26 protein-coding genes and 2 riboswitches are annotated in these 26,043 nt (G+C 42.9%); of the genes, 9 read left to right on the top strand and 17 right to left on the bottom strand.

Features of this window, described 5'->3' with window-relative positions:
- Positions 1–87: 87 nt before the first annotated feature.
- The gene (locus tag CRO17_RS12195; protein ID WP_097042606.1) at positions 88–936 is read left to right on the top strand and encodes a YitT family protein; all 849 of its coding nucleotides are present in this window, start codon (positions 88–90) and stop codon (positions 934–936) included.
- Positions 937–1,133: 197 nt separating this feature from the next.
- The gene (locus CRO17_RS12200) at positions 1,134–2,135 is read left to right on the top strand and encodes an STAS domain-containing protein (RefSeq protein ID WP_097042722.1); all 1,002 of its coding nucleotides are present in this window, start codon (positions 1,134–1,136) and stop codon (positions 2,133–2,135) included.
- Positions 2,136–2,487: 352 nt separating this feature from the next.
- On the opposite strand, the gene CRO17_RS12205 is transcribed toward CRO17_RS12200, so the two are convergent.
- From CRO17_RS12205 to celB, 5 genes are all read right to left on the bottom strand, one after another.
- The gene (locus CRO17_RS12205) at positions 2,488–2,952 is read right to left on the bottom strand and encodes a GNAT family N-acetyltransferase (RefSeq protein WP_245864783.1); all 465 of its coding nucleotides are present in this window, start codon (positions 2,950–2,952) and stop codon (positions 2,488–2,490) included.
- Complete coding sequence (locus CRO17_RS17590) at positions 2,934–3,110, bottom strand: hypothetical protein (protein WP_179637028.1); 177 nt, start codon at positions 3,108–3,110, stop codon at positions 2,934–2,936. Before CRO17_RS17590 ends, CRO17_RS12205 begins: the two co-directional genes overlap by 19 nt.
- A gap of 148 nt (positions 3,111–3,258) precedes the next feature.
- A complete protein-coding gene (locus CRO17_RS12210) occupies positions 3,259–3,546 on the bottom strand; it encodes a hypothetical protein (RefSeq protein ID WP_097042608.1) in 288 nt (95 codons plus the stop codon).
- 84 nt (positions 3,547–3,630) lie between these two features.
- The gene (locus tag CRO17_RS12215) at positions 3,631–4,209 is read right to left on the bottom strand and encodes a hypothetical protein (RefSeq protein ID WP_097042610.1); all 579 of its coding nucleotides are present in this window, start codon (positions 4,207–4,209) and stop codon (positions 3,631–3,633) included.
- A gap of 167 nt (positions 4,210–4,376) precedes the next feature.
- Positions 4,377–5,687, bottom strand: coding sequence for a PTS cellobiose transporter subunit IIC (gene celB, locus CRO17_RS12220; protein WP_097042612.1), 1,311 nt, complete (start codon positions 5,685–5,687; stop codon positions 4,377–4,379).
- A 161-nt stretch (positions 5,688–5,848) separates the two neighbouring features.
- Between celB and CRO17_RS12225 the strand changes: the two genes are divergently transcribed.
- Both CRO17_RS12225 and CRO17_RS12230 read left to right on the top strand, forming a co-directional pair.
- Positions 5,849–6,286, top strand: a complete 438-nt coding sequence (locus CRO17_RS12225; protein WP_097042613.1) for a MarR family winged helix-turn-helix transcriptional regulator — start codon at positions 5,849–5,851, stop codon at positions 6,284–6,286.
- A 1-nt stretch (position 6,287) separates the two neighbouring features.
- Positions 6,288–6,707 (top strand): organic hydroperoxide resistance protein, encoded by a 420-nt coding sequence (locus CRO17_RS12230; RefSeq protein WP_097042615.1) that lies wholly within the window; start codon positions 6,288–6,290, stop codon positions 6,705–6,707.
- 76 nt (positions 6,708–6,783) lie between these two features.
- On the opposite strand, the gene CRO17_RS12235 is transcribed toward CRO17_RS12230, so the two are convergent.
- The gene (locus CRO17_RS12235; protein ID WP_097042616.1) at positions 6,784–7,308 is read right to left on the bottom strand and encodes a hypothetical protein; all 525 of its coding nucleotides are present in this window, start codon (positions 7,306–7,308) and stop codon (positions 6,784–6,786) included.
- 98 nt (positions 7,309–7,406) lie between these two features.
- On the opposite strand from CRO17_RS12235, the gene pdxR reads away from it, so the two are divergent.
- On the top strand, positions 7,407–8,867 hold the full coding sequence (gene pdxR / locus CRO17_RS12240) for a MocR-like pyridoxine biosynthesis transcription factor PdxR (protein WP_097042619.1): 1,461 nt from the start codon (positions 7,407–7,409) through the stop codon (positions 8,865–8,867).
- Positions 8,868–9,373: 506 nt separating this feature from the next.
- Here pdxR and CRO17_RS12250 read toward each other — a convergent pair.
- The 5 genes from CRO17_RS12250 to CRO17_RS12270 all read right to left on the bottom strand — a co-directional run bounded on the left by CRO17_RS12250 (position 9,374) and on the right by CRO17_RS12270 (position 13,771).
- On the bottom strand, positions 9,374–10,678 hold the full coding sequence (locus tag CRO17_RS12250; protein WP_097042624.1) for an aldehyde dehydrogenase: 1,305 nt from the start codon (positions 10,676–10,678) through the stop codon (positions 9,374–9,376).
- Positions 10,679–10,855: 177 nt separating this feature from the next.
- Complete coding sequence (pdxT, locus tag CRO17_RS12255) at positions 10,856–11,446, bottom strand: pyridoxal 5'-phosphate synthase glutaminase subunit PdxT (protein ID WP_281253822.1); 591 nt, start codon at positions 11,444–11,446, stop codon at positions 10,856–10,858.
- A gap of 17 nt (positions 11,447–11,463) precedes the next feature.
- The gene (pdxS, locus tag CRO17_RS12260; protein WP_097042627.1) at positions 11,464–12,348 is read right to left on the bottom strand and encodes a pyridoxal 5'-phosphate synthase lyase subunit PdxS; all 885 of its coding nucleotides are present in this window, start codon (positions 12,346–12,348) and stop codon (positions 11,464–11,466) included.
- A 416-nt stretch (positions 12,349–12,764) separates the two neighbouring features.
- Positions 12,765–13,496 carry an SDR family oxidoreductase gene (locus CRO17_RS12265; protein WP_097042629.1) on the bottom strand — a complete coding sequence of 244 codons (732 nt, stop codon included), beginning with the start codon at positions 13,494–13,496 and terminating at the stop codon, positions 12,765–12,767.
- Complete coding sequence (locus tag CRO17_RS12270; protein ID WP_097042631.1) at positions 13,496–13,771, bottom strand: Atu4866 domain-containing protein; 276 nt, start codon at positions 13,769–13,771, stop codon at positions 13,496–13,498. Before CRO17_RS12270 ends, CRO17_RS12265 begins: the two co-directional genes overlap by 1 nt.
- Before the next feature lie 246 nt (positions 13,772–14,017).
- On the opposite strand from CRO17_RS12270, the gene CRO17_RS12275 reads away from it, so the two are divergent.
- Together CRO17_RS12275 and CRO17_RS12280 are read left to right on the top strand one after the other, a co-directional pair.
- Complete coding sequence (locus CRO17_RS12275; protein ID WP_097042633.1) at positions 14,018–14,899, top strand: AraC family transcriptional regulator; 882 nt, start codon at positions 14,018–14,020, stop codon at positions 14,897–14,899.
- 232 nt (positions 14,900–15,131) lie between these two features.
- On the top strand, positions 15,132–16,052 hold the full coding sequence (locus CRO17_RS12280) for a class I SAM-dependent methyltransferase (RefSeq protein WP_097042635.1): 921 nt from the start codon (positions 15,132–15,134) through the stop codon (positions 16,050–16,052).
- Positions 16,053–16,189: 137 nt separating this feature from the next.
- On the opposite strand, the gene CRO17_RS12285 is transcribed toward CRO17_RS12280, so the two are convergent.
- From CRO17_RS12285 to CRO17_RS12310, 6 genes are all read right to left on the bottom strand, one after another.
- A complete protein-coding gene (locus tag CRO17_RS12285) occupies positions 16,190–17,095 on the bottom strand; it encodes a DMT family transporter (RefSeq protein WP_097042636.1) in 906 nt (301 codons plus the stop codon).
- A gap of 145 nt (positions 17,096–17,240) precedes the next feature.
- The gene (gene lipA, locus CRO17_RS12290) at positions 17,241–18,164 is read right to left on the bottom strand and encodes a lipoyl synthase (RefSeq protein WP_281253823.1); all 924 of its coding nucleotides are present in this window, start codon (positions 18,162–18,164) and stop codon (positions 17,241–17,243) included.
- Positions 18,165–18,176: 12 nt separating this feature from the next.
- Positions 18,177–18,938 (bottom strand): lipoate--protein ligase family protein, encoded by a 762-nt coding sequence (locus CRO17_RS12295; RefSeq protein ID WP_097042728.1) that lies wholly within the window; start codon positions 18,936–18,938, stop codon positions 18,177–18,179.
- 301 nt (positions 18,939–19,239) lie between these two features.
- Complete coding sequence (locus CRO17_RS12300) at positions 19,240–20,346, bottom strand: 5-methyltetrahydropteroyltriglutamate--homocysteine S-methyltransferase (protein WP_097042638.1); 1,107 nt, start codon at positions 20,344–20,346, stop codon at positions 19,240–19,242.
- Between the two features lie 14 nt (positions 20,347–20,360).
- On the bottom strand, positions 20,361–21,533 hold the full coding sequence (locus CRO17_RS12305; protein WP_097042640.1) for an aminotransferase class I/II-fold pyridoxal phosphate-dependent enzyme: 1,173 nt from the start codon (positions 21,531–21,533) through the stop codon (positions 20,361–20,363).
- A gap of 11 nt (positions 21,534–21,544) precedes the next feature.
- Positions 21,545–22,645, bottom strand: a complete 1,101-nt coding sequence (locus CRO17_RS12310) for a methionine biosynthesis PLP-dependent protein (RefSeq protein ID WP_097042642.1) — start codon at positions 22,643–22,645, stop codon at positions 21,545–21,547.
- 76 nt (positions 22,646–22,721) lie between these two features.
- A riboswitch (SAM riboswitch) is annotated at positions 22,722–22,824 on the bottom strand.
- A 193-nt stretch (positions 22,825–23,017) separates the two neighbouring features.
- A riboswitch (SAM riboswitch) is annotated at positions 23,018–23,123 on the top strand.
- Positions 23,124–23,232: 109 nt separating this feature from the next.
- Here CRO17_RS12310 and CRO17_RS12315 point away from each other — a divergent pair.
- Together CRO17_RS12315 and CRO17_RS12320 are read left to right on the top strand one after the other, a co-directional pair.
- Positions 23,233–24,429: a M20 metallopeptidase family protein gene (locus CRO17_RS12315; RefSeq protein ID WP_097042644.1), complete on the top strand. Its 1,197-nt coding sequence runs from the start codon at positions 23,233–23,235 to the stop codon at positions 24,427–24,429.
- A gap of 12 nt (positions 24,430–24,441) precedes the next feature.
- Positions 24,442–26,022: an ABC transporter substrate-binding protein gene (locus tag CRO17_RS12320; RefSeq protein ID WP_097042646.1), complete on the top strand. Its 1,581-nt coding sequence runs from the start codon at positions 24,442–24,444 to the stop codon at positions 26,020–26,022.
- Positions 26,023–26,043 lie beyond the last annotated feature (21 nt).

Consider the following 26,043-nt stretch of genomic DNA (forward strand, 5'->3'; position numbering starts at 1 on the left):
TTGTCAAGTAATATAGTAAGTCATTTGCTAGTATGATATAATCTCGTGGTTCATCAGTGAAAAAACAACTTTGAAGGGGGTTATCAGATGAAACAAGTAAAACAGCGATTTCTCCGAGACCTGGTATTCCTCATTGCTGGTTCATTCATATTTTCTTTAGCAGTAAACGTATTCGCCATTCCTAGTGAACTGGGGGAAGGCGGCGTAACGGGCGTAACAATTATCTTGTTCTATGCACTTGGATGGGCTCCGAGTATTGTGAATCTCATTATAAACGGTTTCCTCATTATAATAGGGTATCGCTTTTTGGATAAACAGACCATTTACTATACGATTATCGTTATTATATTAAATTCATTTTTCTTGCATCTAACAGAAAGCTGGCGAATTGCTTCTGACCAAGTACTAGTTAATGCTGTGTTCGGCGGCTTATTTGCCGGAGTCGGCATTGGCTTAGTACTCAAAGTGGGCGGCACAACAGCTGGAACGGCAATCTTAGCGCGGCTTGCAAATAAATATCTGGATTGGAACACAAGCTTTGCTTTGCTGTTCTTTGACCTAATTGTCGTAGCAGCGTCATGGTTTATCATTGGTACCGAAAATTTGCTTATTACCGTCATCATGCTTTATATTGCTACCAAGGTAATGGAATTTGTTATAGAAGGCTTAAATCCAAAGAAAGCCGTCTTTATCATTTCGAATCAAAAAGATACAATCGCCGAGGCGATTTCAACACAGCTTGACCGCGGCGTCACCTTACTAGAAGGACGCGGCTACTATACGCAGAATCAAAAAGAAATCTTGTACGTTGTTATTAATAAACAAGAATTGCTTCCTTTAAAACGAATTGTTCGTACGATTGACTCCTCCGCTTTCATCACGTTATACGATGTGCGCGATGTATTTGGCGAAGGTTTTATGGATATTTCAAAATAACAGCATAAGCGCACCTATCTCTTAATTGGTGCGCTTTTGTTGTTTTATTACAGGCAATCTACAGGTGGGCAGCTTTAATAGCAGAGTAATTTACCTAATGTCAGGTAAAACTGGCATTCAACATATAGACAATTTATAATAGTACTTGGACATTTAAAATTCATTGTACAAAAAGGAGTTCGGAGCCATTGGAGAAGATGAACATTGGTGGCCTTCAATTCGGTTGGGAACTGGATAAAGGAAGGTTCACTTACGAGAACGAAGATGCAGTACTTTTTTGGATCTCCAGTGCCATGCGGGCATTTTTTGATACCATAGAAGAAATTTCCGGCGAAGAGGTATCCAATCTTGTTTTTGAAACAACCGGTTACCGCCAAGGCGTTGTAGTCGGCGAGTACTTCCAGAACAAGCCGGATGTCGGATTGCGTGAAGCTGCTGATCTAATTACGAATACGTATGCTTCTGCTGGCTGGGGCAAAACAGCCATTAAAGATCTTGACCCGGAAACATGCACATTAACAGCTGAGCTGATTGATAGCTGGGAACATAAGTTAAATGTATCGCAAGGCAAAACAGAAGGCGGCTCCTTCCTGCCTGCCCATTATGCCGGTATTTTCAGCGGTATGTTCGGAACTAATATATGGTATAAAGTGGAACGGTTTCAATTGGAAGGTTACGAAAGCACAATCATTCATTATTTTCCTTCCGATATTACTGTCACAGAGAATATCCATCAATTGTCCCGGAGAAAAGAGCAAGACCAAATAACGGAACTAGAGGCAATCGTCGAAGATAAAACCCGGGAACTGAAGAAGCTCGTCCGCGACTTATCCTCACCGATTATCCCTGTACTTGATCACGTTGTTGTGGTTCCTTTGATCGGGACATATGATGAAGACCGCTCTGAAGAGCTGCTATTCAAAACGCTGGAGAATCTGCCAGCATACAAAGCCAATTATCTTCTGCTTGATTTAACAGGACTTGATAATGATATTAGCAAGTATACGGCAAACTTAATTAGCAAAGTAGGCTCTGCAGCTTCCATGATTGGAACGAAAACATTGCTAGTCGGCATCTCGCCGGAGCTTGGCATGGAAATTACCAACTCCGGCATTTCGCTAGACGCCTTTGATTGTTTCCAAACATTACAGCATGGTATTCATTATGCTTTGGGACAAATGGGTAAAAAGATTATGTAAGGCAAGAGTGGGACAAAACTGTTTTAAGCTATAAAAAAGATCCAAACAATACTGCAATTAACTGCATTGTTTGGATCTTTTTGCATTGGAAACGAAGATGAGAGCACCGCTTTGGAAATACACTCCGCTTTCCTGCGGGAGTCTCCGCGTATTTCCTACGCTGATTTATGTTATGGGACACCTACACTAGTGTAGGTAGACTCCTCGAAAATAAGAAGCGATTTTCTTGTCGGTGTATTACTTTAAAAGCTGTTCTGTCCAACAGTAACAACAGCTGTTGGAGAGGCATCAACTGTCGGAGGACTGCATTATAACTTTAGGATGAACTAATCTTATTTTGTCCCAGGCTCTTCTATGTATGTAATACCATTTGAACGAATGGAAACACATCGCCGTTTGTAGCCTGATCAAAACGCGCTGTCTCCTGGAATCCAATTCTCTTATATAAAGTGATTGCCCGCTGATTGAAAGTCGCTACTGCGAGTGTAATTTTATCGGGACAGTAAATGTCATGAATGGTCTCCACCAAAAAAGAAACAAATGCATGTCCAAGACCTTTCCCCGTAAGATCAGGCCGCATGCCAAATCCTATTTCTGCTATGTTGTTTACCATCATTACTTCGGCAAACCCAACAAGCTCTTCTCCTTCCTTCACAGCAAATACCTTATCTTTCCGCGCTTCCGGATCTAGAAATAGTGCTAAATCTTCCTCATCTTGATCTAAGTTATAGAAATGATACATACCATCATACTTCCACTCCGCTGTAATATGTTCCGCCTCACTCTGTGCCATCGGTATCATTTGGTACTTTCCCATTTCTGCATCTCCTTCTCTGCTTGCCATTCTGTTATCATTTGTTGCTGCCTCCTCCGATTGAATAACTTAAATACAAAATAAACACTAATTACTGCGCCTATTAAAGCTAGGACAATAACCGACAGCATGGCTGCGGTATATAGGGAATCTGTAGTCATGTAGTTCTCCTTATAACTTATGTAAGTTAATTCCATTATAGATTGAAAGCCAAGTATAGACCAAGGAAGAATAATCAATCCTGAACCCGCAAAACCTCTCGCACTCAGGCTTTGCAACAAAAAATCCCGGCCATCAGCCGGGATTTTCTCATTTATTCGCTTTTTCTTCTGCTCGTTTAATATCTTCTTCTGTTGGCGTGAGCGTGTTTGCGACCCACTCTTCCTTGTACGCGTGATCAAGTGCAGTTAAGCCTCTTTCCTCTCGCTCAAAATCTGCTTCCGGGCTCGGCATCTTGTCTTCGCGTTCTTTGTCTTGAAGATTTGACCCAGTTACCTGAGGCTCATCTTTCTTCTTTTTCAAATAAGAAAAGGTACCTGCTGCTGCGGCTACTGCGACGGTTCCACCTGCAATTAATCCAATATTTGATTTCTTCATTTGTTACTTCCCTCCACTCATTTGTGTGTTTCAGTAACGTTCTATAAAATGTATATTCCTTGTTTGCGCTTCCTTTAAACTACTTTAAGCTTCTTGCTTTAACTCGAATTCTACTAGGTTCTCTCCAAGCACGCTGAGTGTGATATGATTATCACTCATATTGATATAGCCGTATTTCGAACTGGAGGTGTCGGTAATACTCTGTCTTAAATTGCCAGGTACTTTTCGTTCTCCGTTTTTATAACATGTGTAAATATGATCTATGGTAACATCCGCTATATGCAGAACATTCTTCAAGTAATAAACTGCCACCGTATTAAATTTAATATTTGAATTGACTTCATAGCGCTCAAGGAAATCACGAAATGGCTCTACGCCGCTTTTACCAAGTAAGTCTAAATCCTTCACCATGCTATAGGAGTCCTTGTTACGGCGAATAGGACGCTTCTTAATTGGCTGAACACGATTGGAGTCAACTACTGAAATATGCTGTACCGGCTCTGGCTCTGGTTCTTCCATCGTCGCAGCTTCATACGTTTGATCACCAAGATAGCTTTTGACCATAATATCGAAAACCTTTCCTTGCAGATTCTCCGGGAACTTTTGAATCACTGTCGAAATACGTTCCATTTCCGCTACTAATTCTTCATAAGACGTCGTCATAATTCCCCTCCTATAGCCTTTTTTTATTCTTTCTCGATAATAGACTTATTTTCCTGCATGAATTTCAATTTTTCTATATTGAAAGATATCTTTAAATAACATTCCACAATCCTTTTCTTTTCACACTTCTTCAGATTATGCTGCTTCTATGTAGAAGAAAGAGCAAATTACTGCTCTTCCCCTCCTGCCTCCTCTGCTGCTTTTTGTTTGTCCCAGAGGCGAAAGAATGGATAATAAATACAAAACGACAATCCTAGAATTATTAACTGCAAAATCGCCCCTGATACGCTGCCGGTTATTAAATATCCCTGCAATATAGGAGGCATCGTCCAAGGGGGTACGATACCAATTGGCTTGGCGACAAGTCCCCAGTCCATTGCGAGATACGTGATCAAGACAGATAGAAGCGGTGTAAAAATAAACGGAACAATTAAAAGTGGATTCATCACAATCGGCATACCGAATAGTACCGGTTCATTGATATTGAAAATTCCCGGACCAATACTGAGCCTGCCCAGCTGTTTCATTTGCTGACTTTTTGCAAACAGCAGCATGGCCAGCACAAGGCCCAACGTTGTTCCCGATCCGCCGATAAAGACAATATCATTAATTTCATTTGTTACAATATGCTGAACTGGTTCGCCAAGCTCAAAGGACTTCGCATTCTCTGCTGTCAGTGTCAGCCAAATCGGACCCGTTACAGCTCCGACAATCGTTGCTCCATGCAGGCCGGTACTCCAAAGCAGCGTAATTAAAAGAAAGATAATCATTGTTCCAATAAGACTCGTTCCGACAGAAGTGAGCGGCTTCTGAAGCAGCACCGTAATAACATTATGAATGCTTTCAAAGGAACCAACGTTTTCTACTAACAGTCTTAGCAGCCAAACGGCCATGATGGCAAAGAATCCCGGTATCAGCGCAGTGAAGGAACGAGCTACTGCTGGGGGGACGCCATCTGGCAGTTTAATGACGATATTTCGCTGCACAATCATGCGATAAATTTCTGTACACATTAAAGCAATGAGCATCCCCACAAATAGCCCTTTACTAGTAAACATCGCTGTTTGGTACGCCGTTTCTGTGATAGCTGCTCCTTCTGGTGTCTTGCCGATTACGTACGTAACAAACGGCGTACCGACAAAGTAAGCCGACAAAGAAATGGCACCTGCGGCCAGCGGATCAACTTTGTAAGATTCGGCAAGCCGGTACCCGATTCCAAAAACCGCAATAAGCGTCATCAATTCAAATGTACCGCGATACGGATACAGCAAACTTTCTTTCAGCTGCGGCCTTTCTGCTAAGAAATCCATATAAGATTGAATTGGGAAGTTCGCAAGTATTAAAAAGAACGAGCCGATAATAATTAGCGGCATCGATAAAATAAGACCGTCACGTAATGCATTTAAATGTCGCTGCTGTGCTACCTTTGCTGCGGCAGGCATAACTTTTCCCTCTAAGAACTGATTTACTTTGCTCATCATCGTACCCCCTTAGCTGAATTACAGCATTTTATGTAAACGCTTACAATTTGATGAAGAAATATTCGCCTAAAATAAAAGCAAGCATTAAAATTGTTATCTATATTAAATTGTGTACAATTAGATTGTGCACAATTTAATATAGAAAGGATGGCCATCCCTTGACAGAGACACTGCCATTAAATCAGCAACTATGTTTCGCTTTGTACGCGTGTTCAAAAGAAGTAGCCAAAGCGTACCGTGACAAGCTCGCACCATTTGGTATTACGTATCCACAGTACCTTATCTTATCAGCACTTTGGGACCAAGATTACCGGTCTGTCACAGAAATCGGTCAAGAACTGCAGCTTGACTCTGGAACTCTGACACCAATGCTTAAGCGGCTTGAAGAAGCTGGCTGGGTGATACGAAGCCGGCACAAGCCTGATGAACGCCGCGTATACGTCGAACTCACAGATAAAGGAAGCGCACTTAAATATGACGCTGTCTGCTCGGTAGCTGCTATTTGGAGTGAGCTTAACTTGAACGAAGATACTTACCATGTACTGTTAACACAACTGCACGGTATTACGAAACAATTACAAAAAGGGGATAAGTAAAATGAAACCATTATATACAACCGCTGTAACTGCTGTAGGAGGACGGGACGGTCACGTTGCTTCTGAAGATGGCACATTAAAATTGGATGTTCGAACACCGAAAGAACTTGGAGGTGCTGGCGAGGCGGGTACCAATCCGGAACAGCTTTTCGCTGCAGGTTATGCAGCATGTTTTGAAAGTGCTCTGGGACTTGTTGCAAGACAAAAACGCGTGAAACCTGAACATACAGAAATTACGGCACATGTAGCCATTGGTAAAGAAGAAGATGGCGGATTTGGATTAGAAGTCGAGCTTGTTATTACACTTAAAGGTGTATCGAGAGAACAAGCAGAAGAGCTTGTAGAATTAGCTCATCAGACTTGTCCATACTCCCGAGCTACTCGCGGTAATATTAACGTGCAGCTTACGATTGCATCTTAAAAAAATACAGGCCTCGTTACAATAACGCGGCCTGTATTTTTTAGTTATTTTTGTCGCATAGAGCGCCCCAGTTCCCTCAACGTCTTATAACTACATACTGCCGATCATGCCACCGGAATTTTTGCGATAAGCTCTCTATGTGATTATCCTGCTTGAAAGAGAGTTCAGCTTCTCCAGAGATAAACCTGCCTTCTTCCAATAAGATTTTTGTATCCCATGCTTCATTCCTTGGCTGCTCTTCTTCTCCATCCAGGCAAGTATACAATTCCAGCTTATCGCCGAAATCCAGATTCTCTTCCATAAATCGAAACAGAATCTTATACGCGAGCTTTTCATCGGCGCAATCTAGTTCGTAAATAAACTTATTTTTAATATGCGGGATATACATTTCCTTTTGCCGTTCAATTGCAATCCCCACCGCATCTGCTTTTGTCTCGCAGATGAGCCAGTGCTTCTTCTTATTTATCTCGTGTACTTGCGCGAAATAAGCTTTCTTCAGTACCTCATCGTCTGCCTCTTCAGCGGGCAGCCGGATTTCCTTTCTTCCATAGATGCCTTGTTTCAATCTTTTGTTCACTGCCAGATAATGTTTTTGGGTCACTTTTTCACCTGCCCCTCCTTTACATAACACATTATATACAAAAACCATGCTATACTATTTTCACTATAACAAGCTATAACACATGGGAGATAGATTAGATGATTACAATTAATAAAAACGAAGCTATTCCTCTCTCGAAGCAAATCTATATGTCCTTCGTAGATAAAATCCGCTCTGGCTTATTGCCAAGCGGATCAAAACTGCCAACCGTTCGGCAGCTGGCAAAAGATATTGAGGTAAGCCTTGTTACAATAATGAAAGCTTATAAACAGCTGGAAGAAGACGGATTCATCGAATTGAGCAAAGGCAAAGGTACGTATGTAAAAATGCAGCTTCAGCCAGAGACTAGCAAAACGGGACAGGATTTTGACTGGCAATTAAGCATCCCCGATTATTTGCACCGTTCCCAATATGCGCGCTTCCAAGATTCGGATGCGAGTTATCATTTCTCTTCTTCTATGATTGATCCAGCTTTGTTCCCGAATCAATACATGGATCAGCTAATTGAACAAGTTTTTAAGCAAAACCCACGGATTCTTTCCCAATATGGCGGTATTCAGGGTGACCTTGCTTTGCGGGAGAAAATGACACAGAACCTGTTAAAATCTAAAATTGAGACTACAGCAGAAAACCTGCTGATTACCAGTGGTTCCCAGCAAGGTATCGATTTAGTTGCCCGTACTTTTGTCGGCCCCGGAGACGTTGTTATTATGGAGGCACCGACTTATCCAGGTGCCATTGATGTCTTCCGCAGCCGCGGCGCTACTATCTTGACAGTTCCTATTGACGAAGATGGCATGCGTGTCGACATGCTGCACGCTTTATGTGAAAAACATAATCCGAAGCTCATTTATACAACACCGACTTTTCATAATCCTACGGGTACAATTATGCCCCTTCAGCGGCGGAAAGTACTGTTAGATATCGCCGAAAGTCATCATTGCTTGATTATGGAGGATGACCCTTTTAGTGATATTTATTTTGACAGAAAACCGCCCTTACCTATTAAATCTTTGGATAAATCCGGGCATGTTATTTATTTAAAAGGCTTGAGCAAAACAATCGCCCCAGGCTGCCGAATCGGCTTGTTAGCGGCTTCTGGTTCTATATTTAAGCGCCTATATGCTGCCAAGGCAAACATGGATCTTGGCAGCCCGCTGCTAACGCAAAAAGTGATCGTACCGCTTGTAGATTCTGCTAAGACGGAACAGCATCTCAAGCGGCTGCGAGCTGCCTTGAAAAGCAGACGCGACGTCGTTTTAGCCGTCCTAAAAGAGCAGGCACCGCGCGGCGTGACATGCTTTATCCCAAAAGGCGGCTTAAATGTATGGATCCAGCTTCCGGCTTGGATTGACAGCAATGTTTTATTATACGAAGCAAACAAGCGTCACGTTTCTTTCCTGACCGGCTCCGCTTGTTTTGCAATTGAAAACGAACACAGCACGTTACGGCTGAGCTATTCTTACGCGAATGAAAAACTGCTGCAAGACGGTGTTATGATTCTATGTGAGATTATGCAGGCGATGCAGCCATCGAGCACTTCTTCGCCTACTTTCTAATTAGTAAGAGCTATCTGTAAACGGATAGCTTTTAACCAAAATGGATATAGCCAAAATAACTAGAAGGAGGTCAACAATGCTTACCCGAAAAGCCATGGTATGTTTATTTACATTCATTATTATTATACTTATAGGTAAGGCACTCTTTCATAATGATAGCTTTAACTTAATCATACCAATTTTATTATTATGTATTATAATAGGTGGATTCTTTTCTATTATAATAGAAATTATATGTAAAAGAATAAATAAGTTCGTCGCTTTTTTGAGTGTATTCTTCCACCTTCTTGCTGCATTCCTTATTGAATTAGTGATTGTGATAAACTCATTTCTTGATATTTTTATAGTTTTTGTTCTGCCTTTAACGCTGATTTTTGTATTAATTGACGAGCTTCTAAAGTATTTCGGCTATAAAATAAGATAGTCAGACATCTCCGAGCTACGGAAATGTCTGACTATCATTAATCTATTCTTTATATATTTCCTCTCAACTTTTTAACATTTTCTCACTTATTGGAGCGCTTTAAAATACTTTTATAATGAGAAAACGTATCAAAGCTTGCTTTCCCGTGATATGCTCCCATACCGCTTGCTCCGACTCCGCCGAATGGCAAGTAATGGGATGTCATATGGCTGAGTGTGTCATTAATTGCTCCGCCGCCGAATGAAATGTTAGCTAGAATTTCATCTTGTAAAGCCTCATTTTCCGTAAATAAGTAAAGCGCAAGTGGTTTTGGGCGCTCTGCTATACGGTTGATGATATCAGATGTATCGCTGTATTCTATCACTGGCAAAATTGGTCCGAAAATTTCATCCTGCATAATCGGATCATCCCAAGAAATAGCATCCAAAATTGTTGGTTCAATGATTAGTTGATCGCGATTACTTTGTCCGCCTGTCACCAATGTTCCGTTGTCCAAGAAGCCTGCGAGACGGTTAAAATGTCTTGCACTGACAATGTGTCCAAAGTTAGGGTTTTCTACAATGTTATCGCCGTACATGCTTGTGATAGCAGCTTTCAATTTAGCTAACAACGTATCTTTCACATTGCTGTGGACTAATAGATAATCTGGTGCAACACATGTTTGACCAGCATTAGCAAATTTACCGCGCGCAATACGGAGCGCCGCTTCATCCAAGTTAGCATCTTCATGAACAATCGTCGGACTCTTTCCGCCAAGTTCAAGTGTTACTGGTGTTAAATGCTTAGCTGCTGCTTCTGCTACAATTTTGCCGACACCTGTGCTGCCTGTGAAAAAGATATAGTCAAAGTCTTCTTTTAACAGTGCCGTACTCGTCTCCACTTCTCCCTCTACAACATGCAGATATTCTTCCGGGAAATGGTCATTAATAAGACCAGACAGAACGGCTGATGTTTTTGGTGTTAGTTCCGAAGGTTTTAACACCGCTGTATTTCCGCCAGCAATCGCTCCTACTAATGGTGATACAGCTAGCTGGAATGGGTAATTCCATGGCGCAATGACAAGTGCACTGCCGTAAGCTTCCGGCTGGATAAAGCTTTTTGCGCCCGCATGAGATTCGGCTGTTGGGACCTCTTTTGTTTCTGCCCAAGATTCTAAGTTATCCAGCGTGAAGTTGATTTCACTTACTACTAAACCAACCTCTGCGCGCTTTGCCTCCATCTCGGACTTGTTCAAATCTGCTTTTACAGCATCCAGAATGGCTTGTTCATTTGCCTGAATAAGTTCTTTCAACATTTGTAAGGATTTCATCCGAAATTGTACATCCTTCGTTCTTCCGCTTCTGAAGAAAGTACGCTGTTTATTTAAAAGCTCTTGATAGTTCTCCATGGTAAGTCTCCTCTGCAAATTAGGTACATCTAGTAAAACTTGCAAATCTTGCAATATATAATTAATTGATAGCTCAATGATTAGCCGAGGAAAAATATAATACACTGGATAACATATTGCAAGAGATACGATTCACAGTGTAAACAAAAAAAAAGAAGATCACTAGAGATCTTCTTCTTAACGATGCACAGCTTTTCCAGCCGCGTCTTCTGCCATTTTTAGAAAGTATTCCATTAATCTTGTATCTTCCGTTAGTTCCGGGTGGAAGGCAGTTGCTAAATAATGACGATCTCTCGCCGCTACAATGCGTCCTGTATCTTCGCTTAATATCTCGACACCGTCTCCTGCCTCGAGAATATAAGGAGCCCGAATAAATACTGCAGGAAAATCCTCCGCCACATCTTTAATGGCAAGGTCTGCTTCGAAGCTGTCCACCTGTCGTCCGAAAGCATTTCGCTCGACCGTCACATCCATCAGACCAAGATGGCTGGATTCCTGATTATGAATCCGTTTTGCCAATAAAATCATACCTGCACAAGTCCCGAAGATTGGTTTACCCGATTCTCCAAAGGCGCGTAAAGGCTCCAAAAAATCGTACCGATCAATTAGTCTGCGTATCGCAGTACTTTCGCCGCCAGGCAAAATCAATCCATCCAAATCAGCTAGCTGTTCCACACGTTTCACTAGAACCGCTTTGGCACCAACAGCTTCTACTGTTCGCGCATGCTCTGCTACCGCACCTTGAAGTGCTAAAACACCGATCTTCATGATTTGATCTCCTTCCCTTACCAGCCGCGCTCCTGCATTCTGTTTTCTGGAGATAAGCTAGCAATATCAATACCTTTCATCGGTGTGCCAAGTCCTTTGGAAAGTTCAGCAATCAGCTTGTAATCTTGGTAATGTGTTGTTGCTTCTACGATTGCTTTAGCGAATTTCGATGGGTTATCAGATTTGAAAATACCAGATCCAACAAAGACACCATCTGCTCCAAGCTGCATCATCAAAGCCGCATCAGCAGGAGTGGCCACGCCGCCAGCAGCAAAGTTTACAACAGGAAGTTTTCCAGTTTCACGAATCTGCAGCAATACTTCGTAAGGCGCTCCTAATTCTTTCGCAAATGTCATCACTTCATCCAAGTCCATGGAATTCAGCTTGCGAACTTGCGACTGCACCATACGCATGTGACGAACAGCTTCCACAATATTGCCTGTTCCCGGCTCTCCTTTTGTCCGGAGCATGGCAGCACCTTCTCCAATACGGCGTGCAGCTTCACCAAGGTCACGGCTTCCGCACACGAATGGTACTGTGAAATCACGCTTGTTCAAATGATATTGTTCATCCGCCGGTGTGAGCACTTCACTTTCATCTATGTAATCCACACCCATTGATTCCAATACACGCGCTTCTACGATATGCCCGATACGTGCCTTTGCCATGACGGGAATAGATACTGCATTTAATACTTCTTCTACAATCGTCGGATCCGCCATCCGCGCTACACCGCCAGCAGCACGAATATCAGAAGGAACACGCTCCAGCGCCATAACTGCTACTGCACCAGATTCCTCTGCAATTTTCGCTTGCTCAGCATTTACGACATCCATAATGACGCCGCCCTTTTGCATTTCTGCCATTCCTCGTTTGACTAAATCTGTACCTGTTTTCGCCATGTTGACTCCCCCTGCTTCTTTTTCCGTTGTCGGAAAAGTTTGATAGGTACATTGTACATAGGTATGGGGTATAACACGCAAGAGATGAGTATAACAATGTGACATGGCATTTATAGGCCAGCTATGTACTGTTCTTTCTATTAACCTGGTCCTTCCAATTGCTTTTTTTGGGATTAGCTTGTCCCTATTGAAAAACACCTCAAAGTTTTATTTCGGATAACACAATCCGTTTAAAAGCTTAAAGGTGTTTTTAGTTTACGGGAAAACCCCTTTTGACTATTGCTTTTTTGTTTTATGGACTTTGCTTTCACTAGAGTGTGAGAAAGAAGGTGTTCTTGCTTAGCATACTATCACCTTTTATAATTTCAAAATCAAAAGGAAATGAAGCTGACTATTATCCTGCCTATTTCGTTTTCTTAAATGACCGGTTTAATGACCATTTCGCTCACATCAACATTATCTGGCTGTTCAAGCGCATACATGATAGCGCGGGCAATAGCCGTTGCTGGCAGTGCAATACGCCGATATTCCTTCATAACTTCCCTTGCCTCGTTATCTGTAATGCTCTCAGCAAGTTCTGATTCCGTTACGCCTGGCGATACGAGCGTCACGCGGATGCCTTGCCCCGCAGTCTCTAGCCGTAATCCCTCTGATATGGCGCGTACGGCATATTTAGTCGCGCAATAAACAGCAGCCGTAGGACTCACCTCATAGGCACCGATAGATGCAATGTTTATGAAATGCCCAAATCCTTGTTCTTTCATAATAGGAAGACCTGCAGCAATGCCATGGAGTACTCCGCGAATATTGACATCAATCATTCGGTTCCATTCTTCAATCTTCAAAGCTTCCAGCGGAGAGAGCGGCATCACGCCAGCATTGTTAATAACAGCGTCCACTCGTCCGAAACGGCTTTGTGCTGCTTTAAGAAACTCCTGCATCTGTTCCAAATCTGTCACGTCAAGCTGTTGAACTGCTACAGTACCACCTTCTGCCCGAATATCTGAAGCCAATGCCTCTAGTCTCTCCACTCGCCTTGCTCCAATTATAAGATGAGCTCCTTGACTTGCAAGAAGCCGCGCTGCTGTTTCACCAATTCCGCTGCTTGCCCCTGTAATCACAACCACTTTCCCACGAAGTAATGACATTATTTCTGGTCCCCTTCCCTGTGTTCTTCCCGATTGAGCACCATACCAGCATGGTATAGTACTCCGTCGATAAAGTCCCCATCAGCAGTAAAACCTGTATCATCGACATATTCGATATGATCGCCCTTCATCGTATAACTGCCTTGATAGGCGCTTTTGCGGTTGCCGCGAGCTTCATCGTATCGCCCGTTCGGAAGTAACTCATGCCGAATATGACCGTCTGCCGTTACCCACATGCCGACATAAGGATGAGCATTCCTATGTTCTTTTTTCATTTCACTATCTCCTTTCACATGATCGAGGATGTTACTCCAAATTGAATTAGGTGTGTCAAAGGCCAGTAACAGAAACTAAATCATCCTTCCTCGTAAGAAGTATCTGACCACAATTTCATTATGAACTGTTACGGATAGAGAGGGGTATTCGGAAGCTACATGATTATTGCCTAATCCTCCAAGAAATTATAGTATTAAGAACAAGAGCAAAATAAACAATAAATGGAAGATACGGAGGAATTGTTCATGTACAGAATTAAGGAACTAGCAGAGTTAATACAAAGAAGCGTAACAGCGGATGGAACACATGACACATCAATACCCGGCTTACAGCTAGTTCGTGCTTCTCGGATTTCTGATCCTGTTTACTCTGTTTATGAACCTTCCCTATGTGTCGTGGCCCAAGGCTCGAAAATGGTGATGCTAGGGGATGAAAGCTATACATACGATTCAGCTAGTTATTTGACTGCCTCCGTTCACTTGCCAATCACAGGGCAAGTAGTAAAGGCTTCATCGGAAAATCCTTATTTATGTGTAAATTTACAGCTTGATATGGACCTAGTTTTAGAAGTCCTTCAATCATCGAATCCAGTCCTCCCAGACCGCCCTCCAAGTCGCGGTCTAGTCATCAACCAGGTAGACAATTCGCTTATCGAAGCCGTATTGCGGCTTATCAAGCTACTGGAGAACCCACAGGATATACCGGTACTTGGCACCAGTGTTAAGCGAGAAATCATATACCGTGTTCTGCAGCATGATTACAACGATTCCATGAAGCATTTTGCGCTTGCAGGGAGTCAGGGGCAGCGAATTGCGAAGGTAATTGGAATGCTGAACCGAGAATTCGTACAGCCCCTAAAGGTAGACGAATTGGCGAGAGAAGCCAGAATGAGCTCATCATCATTTTATAGCCATTTCAAGGAAGTTACAGGCATGAGCCCCGTCCAGTACCAGAAACAACTCCGTCTGCAGGAGGCACGCCGATTGCTCTTAACAGAAAACCTGGAAGCGGCTGAGGCTGCGTTCCAGGTAGGTTATGAGAGTCCATCGCATTTCAGCCGAGAATACAGCCGAAGGTTCGGTCTTTCTCCAATGAAAGACATACGGCGTCTGCGGGAATTGTTATAATAAATTGGAATTACTGATAACCCAATAAAGCATTACGTCTCGAATTTGCTATTTGCAGTCGATACTTCAGTAGTGCAGAAACTATGTCTAACCACTTCATGATTGCTTCACCACACCTAATCGATTGACAAAAAAACTTATTTATGCTAAAATTTACAAATTAATAACTTGTGTATATAATAAGACTCTCCTGGCCAGGGGAGTCTTATTTTTTTATTTAAAGGAGAAGAGTATGTTAAAAAAAGAGAAGTCTAGTTTTACTTCCTTAGTTGCTTCATTCAGCAGAGCATACCACAGTCAATACGATCAACCGAAAATCTTTAATGATTTCATTGCTAAAGAATTGATAACTCCTAGTGAATACAAGGCAATAAAAACAAACATGATACAAGGCGTTCAATTCTTCAACAAAGAGATTGCGGAGAAACTTAAGAATGATGAAGATGAAATTCTTAAATGGATTATACAGACTCAGCTTTCTCCTACTCCATTGGCCCGAGCTGCTTATTGCGAACAAATACTCCTTCATGAATTAAATTTAGGTGTGAAGCAGTACGTCATATTGGGAGCAGGCTTGGATACGTTTAGTTTTCGACATCCAGAATTACAGAAAGTACTAGATATTTTTGAAATTGACCACCCTGCTACACAAGCATTTAAAAGAAGACGGCTGACTGAGGTACATTTAAAGCTGCCACCTAACCTTTATTTCTTTCCTATGGATTTCACGCAGTTGCCTTCAGGTTCCCTCTTAGCAAAGACAGGAATAAATAGATATGAGAAAACACTTTTTAGCCTCTTAGGCGTTACGTATTACTTGACGAAAGAAGAGATCGGTAATCTTATAAGTCATTTATTTGCCTATGCACCCGCAGGCAGCTCTATTATTTTTGATTATGCTGACGAAAACCTTTTTAGTGAGAAAGGTTACTCCAATCGAGTTAAAAATATGGTGAACATGGCTGCAGCGAGCGGGGAACCAATGAGATCTTGTTTTTCCTACCATGAATTGGAGCAAATGTTGGAGAAGTCCAATTTACTTATCTATGAGTATTTATCACCCGCTTGCATCCACAAACGTTTTTTTGAGAATCGCAGTGACTATTTGTCTGCTTTTGAAACGATCCATTATGTTCATGCTGTAAAGTCATAATCTCTTGGGTTTTCCGAGACACTTAACCATCAAGTTATCTTTAATAAAAATCCAAACGGCGCTGTAATTTAAGCAGCACCGTTTGGATTTTCTCTTACAGCAAAAGTGAGATGTTCATTTGATTCACCTCACGTCACTCATTCGGCCCTCGACTCTGTCTCGTCTTTCATCACATCATACTCACTATTCTGCCGTATCAAAAACAGCAGCACACCAATTAAAGCAATCGCCCCGCCTGTAAGCTGAAGCCAAGTCAGTTTTTCACCTAACAGCCAAACTGCAAGAAGCGTGGCGCCTACAGGCTCACCTAGCACACTCATGGAGATAACAGTTGTATTAACATAGTTTAATAGCAGATTGAAGATGACATGTGCTATTGTCGGGAAAATAGCCAATAGGATGAAGATCTTCCATTCATCAAAGTTATAACCGCGAATTGGAACTCCTGCTGCCAGATTATAGATATTCAGCCATACAGCTGCTGATAAGAAGACACAAAAACTGTAGATCCAGTGCGATACTTTCTTTACGTTATTTTGTCCGATTAACAAATACGCAACGACAGCTATAACACTGCAGAAAGATAACAAATCTCCGATCAAAACGGTTGATGATTGTAAACCAAAGTCTCCCCACCCAACCATCACAACACCTATAATGGAAATACAAATTGTTACGACAACTGTTTTGGATGCTCTCTCTTTATACAGAAGAAATCCCCCAGCCATTGCGACAATCGGCTGAAGAGAAAGAATGATGGTAGAGCTCGCCACAGTTGTCAGCTTTAAAGAACTGAACCAAAGTGCAAAATGTGCCGCTAAACAAGCACCTGCCAAGACGAAAAACACCGCTTCTTTTCCGTCAATCTTCTTGAATTCTCTCCTATTCATCCATACAACGGGCAAAAGAAAAAGGCAGGCCAAGTACATACGGTTCATACTGAGAATCGTGGCGGGCGCATAAGACCACTTCACGAAAATAGCCGCAAAAGAGATGGCAATAATAGAAATGAATAAAAGAATGGCAACCCGGTTCGACTGCATAACGAATCCTCCTCACTTCTGATTGGAATATTTGGTTTGTTAGTTAGCTTGATTATTTATTCTGTAATACCTAACATCCCTGTATTTAGGGATTGCGTATGTACCAATAGTAAAGGAACATGCCGACTAGGCATGTTCCTTTATCTTATTGCGCACAGCCGCCAAACTGACGCTGTCTCGCTTCTGAATTCACTTGTTCATCTGCGTGATAGGAGGAACGGACCATAGGGCCTGCTTCGCAATGACTGAAGCCTTTTTGCAGCGCAATTTCCTTTAGTTCCGCGAATTCATCTGGATGATAGTATTTCTGTACTTTCAAGTGCTTGAAAGATGGCTGTAAGTATTGACCAATTGTCATAATATCCACACGGTGTTCCCGCAAATCATCCATGGCTTGAATGATCTCTTCCTTTGTTTCACCCAAACCAAGCATGATGCTGGATTTGGTCGGCACATCAGGTGCAATCGTTTTTACGCGGTCAAGCAATTCAAGTGAACGATCGTATGTGGCACGGTGACGAACGGACGGCGTAAGTCGACGCACTGTTTCAATATTATGGTTAAAGATATCCGGCTTGCTATCCATCAATGTTTTAATGCTTTCATATGTCCCCTTCATATCAGATGGCAATACTTCAACTGTTGTATTTGGCATTTTACGGTGAATTGCCCGTACTGTTTCTGCAAATACTTCGGATCCTCCATCTTCCAGATCATCACGCGCAACAGCTGTTACGACTGCATGACGCAGTCCCATCTTGGCAACAGAATCAGCAACTCGCTCTGGCTCGGCCCAATCAAGCTCTGTCGGTTTGCCAGATGTAACGGCACAGAATCGGCAGCCTCTTGTACATATGGAACCTAGAATCATAAATGTCGCCGTTTTCCGTACAGACCAGCATTCATAAATATTCGGGCATTTTGCTTCTTCACATACTGTATGTAAGTTCATTTCCCGCATCATTTTCTTTAGATCCATATAATCTTCGTTTGTATTGAAATCAATCTTCAGCCATTCCGGTTTGCGGAGCATGCCTTCCCGCCGCTCTGCCATTGTTTTTTTTACCATTTCCGTTCCTCCTTAACGTGCATATAAGAATTCTTGATTCTGGTATTTTTCCTTCGCTAGCTGTTCAATTGCTTCTAGTTGATCTGCTGACAGCTCCAGTCTCTCAAACGTCACACCCAGCCCTTTTTGAAAACCGTCTAAGAACGCAGCGCGTATATCTTCAAGGGTCGTTTCGGGCGGAATAAATTCCTGTAAACTGGCTGCCTTTTTGGCGAAACTTTTGTACGTACGTTCCTTCACTCGTTCATTCGGATAGATAAATAATTCCAATAGATCCTCCAGATTAAGCCAAATGGGAATTGATCCATGCTGGAGGATGACACCTCTCTGCCGTGTCTGAGCACTGCCGGCCGTTTTTCGTCCGTCGACATTGATTTCATACCAAGAAGCTTCCTCGAAACAATTCGCTGTGCCTTTTGGCTTAGAATCAGCCGGTATAGCAAACTCCGCTTTGATACCAAGATTTGCGAAACCAAGCAGCAGTCCTTCTGATAATACCTTGTATGCCTCTTTAATAGTCGATGGCATGCCAGGGTAATCTTCTGAAACAATCATGCTATACGTCAGTTCGTTATGGTGCAGGACAGCCTGTCCGCCAGTCGGACGGCGCACCAACTCAAATCCTCGCCTTTGGATTTCTTCCAAATCAAATCTCTTTTTCGTCTTTTGAAAATAGCCAATTGAAAAACCACCAGGCTTCCATCCATAAAAACGCAATACCGGGGCGATCTGTCCCTCTCGGTGCCATTGCATCAGCATGTCATCAGCTGCCATGTTAAAGGCAGGCGAATGATCACCGTCGTCCCAGAAAACCCAATTCTGCACATTGTCACCTTCTTAGTTTAAAAAGTTCAAATAATCTTAACAATTCTCATTTTAGCTCCCGTTAAGCGCGATTCGCAACCGCTTTCTCAAAACCCGACTATTATACTAGGATAATTGTATCTTTTCTTCCATGGAAATCTTTATAAGAATGTGAACGTTAATTATACCTGTACTGGCACGGCTTCCTGCGCACAATCTATGACCTTATGCATGAAAAGACCGTCAATTAAAATTGACGGTCTTTTCTTCCTTACTTGTCTTCCCAAACAATATTCGCAACATCCACAATAAAGCGCAGCTTATCCCACTGCTGCTCTTCTGTTAGTTTGTTGCCATGATGCGTGGAAGCAAAACCGCATTGCGGACTCAGACAAATTTGATCGAGCGGTACGTATTTTGCTGCCTCTTCAATACGTTTAATGATATATTCTTTATCTTCCAATTCACCAAATTTTGATGTTACGACGCCTATCACAACTCTTGCTCCTCCTTCTGGAATGTAAACAAGCGGTTCAAAGGAGCCAGAGCGCTCATCATCATACTCCAAGAAGAATCCATCTACTTTTTCTTTAGCGAGCAAGTCTTTGGCAATAAGATCATAGCTTCCGCCAAACATGTAAGTAGAACGATAGTTTCCGCGGCACAGATGTGTTGTCACTGCCAAATCTTCTGGTTTGCCTTCCAGCACACCATTGATAACACGGCGTGCTAGATCAATTAAAAATTCTCGTGAATGATCACCACTTAGTTTTAAATCAGGTGAAGATAATCCCGCGATATATACGTCATCCAGCTGTAAATAACGGACACCAGCATCATAGAATGCTTGAATTGCGTCACGATAAGCTTGAATTACATCCGCAGCAAAATCCTCGATATCTGGATACACACTGTGATCACGAATATCTTCATGGAAGAGCTGGTTCGGACTTGGAATTGTCTGCTTTGCAACGGCACGTCCGTCTACAATTTCATGAAAAATCTTGTAATCTTCTATAAATGGATGATCTGGATTAAAGGAGACTTTTCCTGTGTTTTTAATATTGTAGCGTTCTGTTTCTTCGCCTTTGAATAGATAGCCTGTGTCCGGAACATATCCAGTAATACCATTCAAATTTTCCAGGAAGTCAGTGTGCCAGAATCTTCTGCGGAATTCCCCGTCTGTCACAAGCTCCAAACCTACTTCTATCTGTTTATCAACAATACGCTTAATTTCTGTTGTTTCAATATCGCGAAGTTCTTTCTGGCTGATATCGCCGTCTTTAAACTGCTGTCTCGCTTTGTGCAGGCTTTCCGGGCGCAGTAAGCTTCCTACGTGATCGGCTCTGAATGGTGCTGTTTTTGTTGTTGTTGTCATGTTCATCTCTCCCATTATGGTTTTATTGTTTCTGTTACTTGTGCTGCAGCGGCTAAGGCTTGCTGCAGGTCTTCCAGAAGATCCTCTGCATGCTCCAATCCGACGGACAAACGAAGCAGTCCGTCTGTAATGCCTCGTTTCTTCCGCTCTGCTTCCGGCATCGCAGCATGTGACATGGAAGCTGGATACGATAGAATCGATTCTACTGCCCCAAGACTTACAGCAAAGATAGGAACTTGCAGCTGTTCCACAAATACCTTTGCATGCTCTCTGCTCGGCAGAACAAAAGATAATACGGCACCATCTCCACAGGCTTGCCCGGTATGTATGTCATGTCCCTGATGGTTGGGCAAGCCAGGGTAATACACAGTTTCTACAAGCGGTTGCTCAAGCAGGAAACCTGCAACCCGCTCAGCTGTATTTGATGCTTGATGCAACCTCGCTCCTAGCGTTTTTATCCCTTGCAGCAGTAAATAGCTGTCCTGGGCACCGAGTATCGCTCCAAAAGTGTTTTGAATAAACGCCAATCGGGAGCCAAGTTCCTCATCTTTTGTGATTGTCAGACCGGCAATGATGTCACTGTGACCAGACAGAAACTTTGTGGCGCTATGAATCACCACGTCTACACCAAGTGATAAGGGCTGCTGATACAGCGGCGTCAAAAATGTATTGTCCAAAAAGGTTAAACAGTCATGCTGTCTGGCCAGCTGCACGATGGCACGGATATCTGTCACTTTCAAGCAAGGATTTGAAGGCGTCTCTAAGTAGATTACTTTCGTATTTGGACGGATGGCTTCTCTTACAGCAGTCAGATCGGTCAAATCAACGAAAGAGTAACTAATCTGGAACTTTGGCAGAATTTCACTTACAAACCGGTATGTGCCGCCATACACATCCTCTGTCACAATGACATGATCCCCTGCTGACAGCAGCATGAATGCCGAAGATATAGCGGCCATGCCGGATGAAAATGCCAAAGCGCGCGTGCCGCCTTCCAGCTCTGCTGCTTTTTGTTCCAATGCTTCCCGAGTCGGATTACCAGAGCGGCTGTAATCAAAAGGACCGAAATCATCAAAGCTTTCCTGATGAAAAGTAGAAGATAAATAGATTGGCACATTCACCGCGCCAGTGCGCTGTTCTCTATGTGTTCCGCGTATACACGTTGTTTCTGTTTGCTGTTTATACATAAGATGACCTCCTAATCCAAATTAGCAAAAGCCTGCTGCAAATCAGCAATCAAATCTTCTGCATCTTCAATTCCGACTGAGAAACGGAGCAGCCGATCACAAATACCTCTGGCTTCCCTTTCATCAACAGGTATGTCTGCATGCGTCTGTGTGGTCGGGTAAGTAATAAAGCTTTCCACCCCGCCCAGACTTTCCGCAAATGTAATCACGTTTAAGCTGCGGAGAAACGGATCAATCCAGCTGCCGTTCTGGACACGGAAGGAAAGCATCCCGCCTTTTCCTGCGTACAGCACATCCTTCACTTTTGGTTCTTCTTCGAGATAAGCAGCGATGCGTGCTGCATTGGATTGATGCTGCCGCATTCTTAGCGGCAGTGTCTTCAAACCTCGAATGAGCAGCCAGGCATCAAGCGGAGACAGTACGGCACCTGCACCATTATGGAGTACCGCCAATCGATCGGATATTTCTGTTCCTTTGCTGACAACCAATCCTGCGAGCACATCATTATGACCGCCAATGTACTTGGTTGCACTATGAATGACAATGTCAGCCCCGTCTGCGATTGGCTGCTGCAAATAAGGCGTTAAAAATGTATTGTCGACAACCAGCAGCAGGTTATGGTTCTTCGCTAATTCGCTGTAAGCCGCGATTGAAAATTCCTGCATAAGCGGATTTGTAGGTGTTTCAAGGAAAATGGCTTTTGTATTTGCTGTAATAGCAGCTGCTGTCTCTTCCACCGTCCGAAATGGAGAATAAATCGGCTTTATGTCGTATGCTTCTTCATAGAAATCAAACAGCCGGTATGTGCCGCCGTATATGTCTTCTGGTACAAGAAGTTCATCGCCGCTGCGAAACAAAGATAAGACCAATTGAATGGCTGCCATCCCCGAACTGCATGCAAAGGCGCGATCACCTTTCTCCAGCTCAGCAAACCCTTCTTCAAGTACCGTTCTAGTTGGATTCTTTGTACGTGTATAGTCATAACCCGTTGATTCGCCAATTCCCGGATGTGCATAAGCTGTTGATAAATACAAAGGCGGATTTACTGCTCCTGTTGTAATGTCACTGCGATTTCCTAATTGTACGAACGCTGTTTCCAAGTTGTTTTTCATCCTGCTTCTCACCCTTCTAATCAAAAAAAGAACCTTCTCCCAAAAAGGAAGAAGGTTCAGTAATAACCGAATCAGCTTCTTATCTTTAAGGCAGATACCTTTTGGATTTAGCACCGGGTCTCTTCGACTGGTTGCTGAGACATCACAGGGCCAATTCCCTCCGTCTCTCTTGATAAGAAATTATTTAATTTTCAATATTAAAGTTATTCTAACACACAAAAAATAGCAGTCAATATATTTTTTAGAATTTTTCTGCTAATCAAACTTTCTTTATTGATATTTTTAGCATTAGTTGGCAATTTCCTAAGTATGTATAAAAAGAGGATTGACAATCTGGAGTTTTCCGTCTATTCTGTTTCTTACAACTGATATTTCTTATCAAGATTGGTGGAGGGAATGGCCCGTCGAAACCAAAGCAGCAGGCTGTTAACACCAGTACTGTGCTAATTCCAAGTGTGACACACACTGAAGATAAGAAGAGCGGAATTACGACATCATCCCTCCTCTTCTATCTGAAGAGGATTTTTTTTGAGAACAATCCCGATTATTTTGATTGGATATATCAAGATTCTTATAGGAGGTAGAGAATGGAAACAAATACAACGACGCTAGCAGATGTACATAACGACTTAGAAACTAATTTTTCGGAGGTTGTTGAATGGCGACGATATCTCCACCAGCACCCGGAATTAAGTTTCCAAGAAACCGAGACTGCTAAGTTCATTTCTGACAAACTTCAAAGTTTCGGCTACGAAGACATCAAGACTAATGTCGGCGGGTATGGAATTGTTGCCACGCTGACAGGCAAAACGGAGGGGCCGACAATCGCCTTGCGAGCAGATTTTGATGCATTGCCGATTAAGGACGAAAAAGATGTTCCTTACCGTTCTAAAACAAACGGTGTGATGCATGCTTGCGGACATGACGGACATACGGCTGCACTCCTCGGAACCGCTAAAGCGCTTTTCAAACAAAGAAACAATCTAAAGGGAAAAGTAATATTTCTATTCCAGCCAGCCGAGGAGGTTCCGCCAGGCGGTGCAAAAGAGATGATTGAAGATGGTGCACTAGAAGGGGTCGACTATGTGTATGGTGCTCACCTCAATTCTGCTTCGCCGGTAGGAAAAGTTAATGTTGGCGAAGGCTTCAAGATGGCTGCTGTCGACAAATTTGCGATTACCATTCAAGGAAAGGGCGGTCATGGCGCAGCCCCACAAGAAACGGTAGATCCAATTGTTATTGGCAGTGATATCGTCAGCGCTCTGCAAAAAATCGTCAGCCGCCGCGTCAGCCCGTTGGAATCAGCGGTCGTCACACTCGGGGTTTTCCAGTCTGGCCAAGCGTTTAATGTGATCCCAGATACCGCAAGAATTGAGGGTACTGTCCGGACATTTAATGCCGCTATCCGCCAGCAGGTACAAGAGCAGATTGAAGCAATTGTTGCCGGGATTACAAGCGGCTTTGGCGCAACGTATTCTATTGATTATTTGAACGGTTACCCTGCTCTTTACAACCACCCGGAAGAAACAGCTTTGCTAAAACAGCTATTTACGGAAGAATTCGGCGAAGAACAAGTTATACCATTTGAAACAGGCATGGGTGCAGAGGATTTTGCTTATTACTTACAAGAAAAACCGGGCAGCTTCTTCAAAGTCGGTTCTCGCAACGAAGATACTAGCACGCATTACCCGCATCATCATCCGAAGTTTGACATTGATGAACGCGCTCTGCTCATTACAGAAAAAGCATTTACAAAAATCGTATTCTCGCTATTGGGAAGCTAAGGAGGAATTAACTTGAAGAAACTTGCCCTTATTTTATTTGGATTATTAGGAGCAATTGCGCTGTTCGGCTGCTCCAGCAATTCCAGCAGCAGTTCAGCTGGCGGCAGCGGGGAGCCTGTCCAAGGCGGCGACTTAAATGTTGCGATGGGTTCAGAACCTGACACATTGGACTGGATGTATTCCGGTGAAAGTGCTACACGTAAAATCGGCTGGCATATTTACGAAGGATTATTTGCTTTAGATAAGGATTATCAAGCTCGTCCTTTGCTAGCTGAGGATTATTCAGTAAGTGATGATAAGAAAACCTACACGATTACCCTACGTGATGGGCTGAAGTTCCATAACGGCCAAGATGTTACCGCGAATGACGCGAAAGCATCCCTTGATCGCTGGACAAAGGTATCTTCTGTCGGAAAAATTGCCTCAAGCCATATAAGTTCAATTGAAGCAAAGGACGATAAAACAATAGTTGTAACGCTAAAAGACGTGTATACCTCTTTACTTACAGACCTAGCTGCACCAAAAGCATCCGCAATTATTATCCCAGCAGAAATTGCCGAAGCAGCAGGTGAGCAGCCGCTGACAAATGAACAGTTTATTGGTACTGGACCATTCCAATTTGATTCTTGGAAAAGCGGAAATGAAATTGTTCTGTCGAAGTTTGCAGATTACAAATCTCGTGATGAAGAAGATTGGGGCGGTTTAACAGGTGAGAAAACAGCTTACCTCGATTCCATCCATTTCAAAGTAGTGAAAGATCCGCAAGTTATGCTCAACGGCTTGAAAACAAATTTGTATGATTATGTGCAGTCTATCCCGCTTGATTTGTATGAAGTGGTTAATACGACGCCAAATGTCGAAGCCGTCACCTCTAATAACGGTTATACCGTTATTACACCGGATAAGTCAGAAGCACCGTTTGATGACTTAGATGTTCGAAAAGCGTTCCACGCCGCATTAGATAAGGAAGCCATGGCAAAAGCAACGTATGGCAACAGTGATTTTTATGAGCTGGACGGTGCATTGTTCACACCAGATCAAACAGCACTTTATTCCGATGAAAACATTGATAACTTTGCTGCCTTTGATCAAGATGAAGCGAAAAAACTGTTAGAAGAAAGCTCCTATGACGGACAGCCAGTGAAGATTATCTTCTCTAATGACAATGCAGATTATAAGAAGATTGCTGAGATTGCAGAGCAGCAGCTAGAAGCAGTTGGATTTACGGTAGAACTGGAATCATATGAATGGGCAACCTACTTGGAAAAATGGGGCGAAGCTGAGAATTGGGATATGGTCGTTGTTGGCTGGTCGCCATTCTTCTCTCCAAACCAAGCTGGTATGGTAAGCCGTGAGAACAACAGCAGCGGCTGGTATCACAGTGATCGCTGGCAAGAACTTCTCGCACAATGGGGAACTGCAGATGAAACAGAACAGCAGCAAATCCTAGCTGAACTCAACAAAACACTTTATGAAGAGCTTCCGTTTGAAAAAGTGACGAATATTTCTGCTTTGGACGCCCGTACAACAGACTTACAGGGCTATGATGCGTGGTATGGACCTCGCTTCTGGAATACTTGGAAATCGAAGTAATGCCTGCAGAGAATCGCCTGC

Source organism: Terribacillus aidingensis (assembly GCF_900215625.1).
Taxonomy (GTDB): domain Bacteria; phylum Bacillota; class Bacilli; order Bacillales; family Amphibacillaceae; genus Terribacillus; species Terribacillus aidingensis.

Excerpts from the sequence above, each read along its gene's own strand:
- CRO17_RS12195 (WP_097042606.1), top strand. The coding sequence starts at position 88 with ATGAAACAAGTAAAACAGCGATTTCTCCGAGACCTGGTATTCCTCATT.
- CRO17_RS12200 (WP_097042722.1), top strand. The coding sequence starts at position 1,134 with ATGAACATTGGTGGCCTTCAATTCGGTTGGGAACTGGATAAAGGAAGG.
- CRO17_RS12205 (WP_245864783.1), bottom strand. The coding sequence starts at position 2,952 with ATGGGAAAGTACCAAATGATACCGATGGCACAGAGTGAGGCGGAACAT.
- CRO17_RS17590 (WP_179637028.1), bottom strand. The coding sequence starts at position 3,110 with ATGACTACAGATTCCCTATATACCGCAGCCATGCTGTCGGTTATTGTC.
- CRO17_RS12210 (WP_097042608.1), bottom strand. The coding sequence starts at position 3,546 with ATGAAGAAATCAAATATTGGATTAATTGCAGGTGGAACCGTCGCAGTA.
- CRO17_RS12215 (WP_097042610.1), bottom strand. The coding sequence starts at position 4,209 with ATGACGACGTCTTATGAAGAATTAGTAGCGGAAATGGAACGTATTTCG.
- celB (WP_097042612.1), bottom strand. The coding sequence starts at position 5,687 with ATGAGCAAAGTAAATCAGTTCTTAGAGGGAAAAGTTATGCCTGCCGCA.
- CRO17_RS12230 (WP_097042615.1), top strand. The coding sequence starts at position 6,288 with ATGAAACCATTATATACAACCGCTGTAACTGCTGTAGGAGGACGGGAC.
- pdxR (WP_097042619.1), top strand. The coding sequence starts at position 7,407 with ATGATTACAATTAATAAAAACGAAGCTATTCCTCTCTCGAAGCAAATC.
- CRO17_RS12250 (WP_097042624.1), bottom strand. The coding sequence starts at position 10,678 with ATGGAGAACTATCAAGAGCTTTTAAATAAACAGCGTACTTTCTTCAGA.
- pdxT (WP_281253822.1), bottom strand. The coding sequence starts at position 11,446 with ATGAAGATCGGTGTTTTAGCACTTCAAGGTGCGGTAGCAGAGCATGCG.
- pdxS (WP_097042627.1), bottom strand. The coding sequence starts at position 12,348 with ATGGCGAAAACAGGTACAGATTTAGTCAAACGAGGAATGGCAGAAATG.
- CRO17_RS12265 (WP_097042629.1), bottom strand. The coding sequence starts at position 13,496 with ATGTCATTACTTCGTGGGAAAGTGGTTGTGATTACAGGGGCAAGCAGC.
- CRO17_RS12270 (WP_097042631.1), bottom strand. The coding sequence starts at position 13,771 with ATGAAAAAAGAACATAGGAATGCTCATCCTTATGTCGGCATGTGGGTA.
- CRO17_RS12275 (WP_097042633.1), top strand. The coding sequence starts at position 14,018 with ATGTACAGAATTAAGGAACTAGCAGAGTTAATACAAAGAAGCGTAACA.
- CRO17_RS12280 (WP_097042635.1), top strand. The coding sequence starts at position 15,132 with ATGTTAAAAAAAGAGAAGTCTAGTTTTACTTCCTTAGTTGCTTCATTC.
- CRO17_RS12285 (WP_097042636.1), bottom strand. The coding sequence starts at position 17,095 with ATGCAGTCGAACCGGGTTGCCATTCTTTTATTCATTTCTATTATTGCC.
- lipA (WP_281253823.1), bottom strand. The coding sequence starts at position 18,164 with ATGGTAAAAAAAACAATGGCAGAGCGGCGGGAAGGCATGCTCCGCAAA.
- CRO17_RS12295 (WP_097042728.1), bottom strand. The coding sequence starts at position 18,938 with ATGGCAGCTGATGACATGCTGATGCAATGGCACCGAGAGGGACAGATC.
- CRO17_RS12300 (WP_097042638.1), bottom strand. The coding sequence starts at position 20,346 with ATGACAACAACAACAAAAACAGCACCATTCAGAGCCGATCACGTAGGA.
- CRO17_RS12305 (WP_097042640.1), bottom strand. The coding sequence starts at position 21,533 with ATGTATAAACAGCAAACAGAAACAACGTGTATACGCGGAACACATAGA.
- CRO17_RS12310 (WP_097042642.1), bottom strand. The coding sequence starts at position 22,645 with ATGAAAAACAACTTGGAAACAGCGTTCGTACAATTAGGAAATCGCAGT.
- CRO17_RS12315 (WP_097042644.1), top strand. The coding sequence starts at position 23,233 with ATGGAAACAAATACAACGACGCTAGCAGATGTACATAACGACTTAGAA.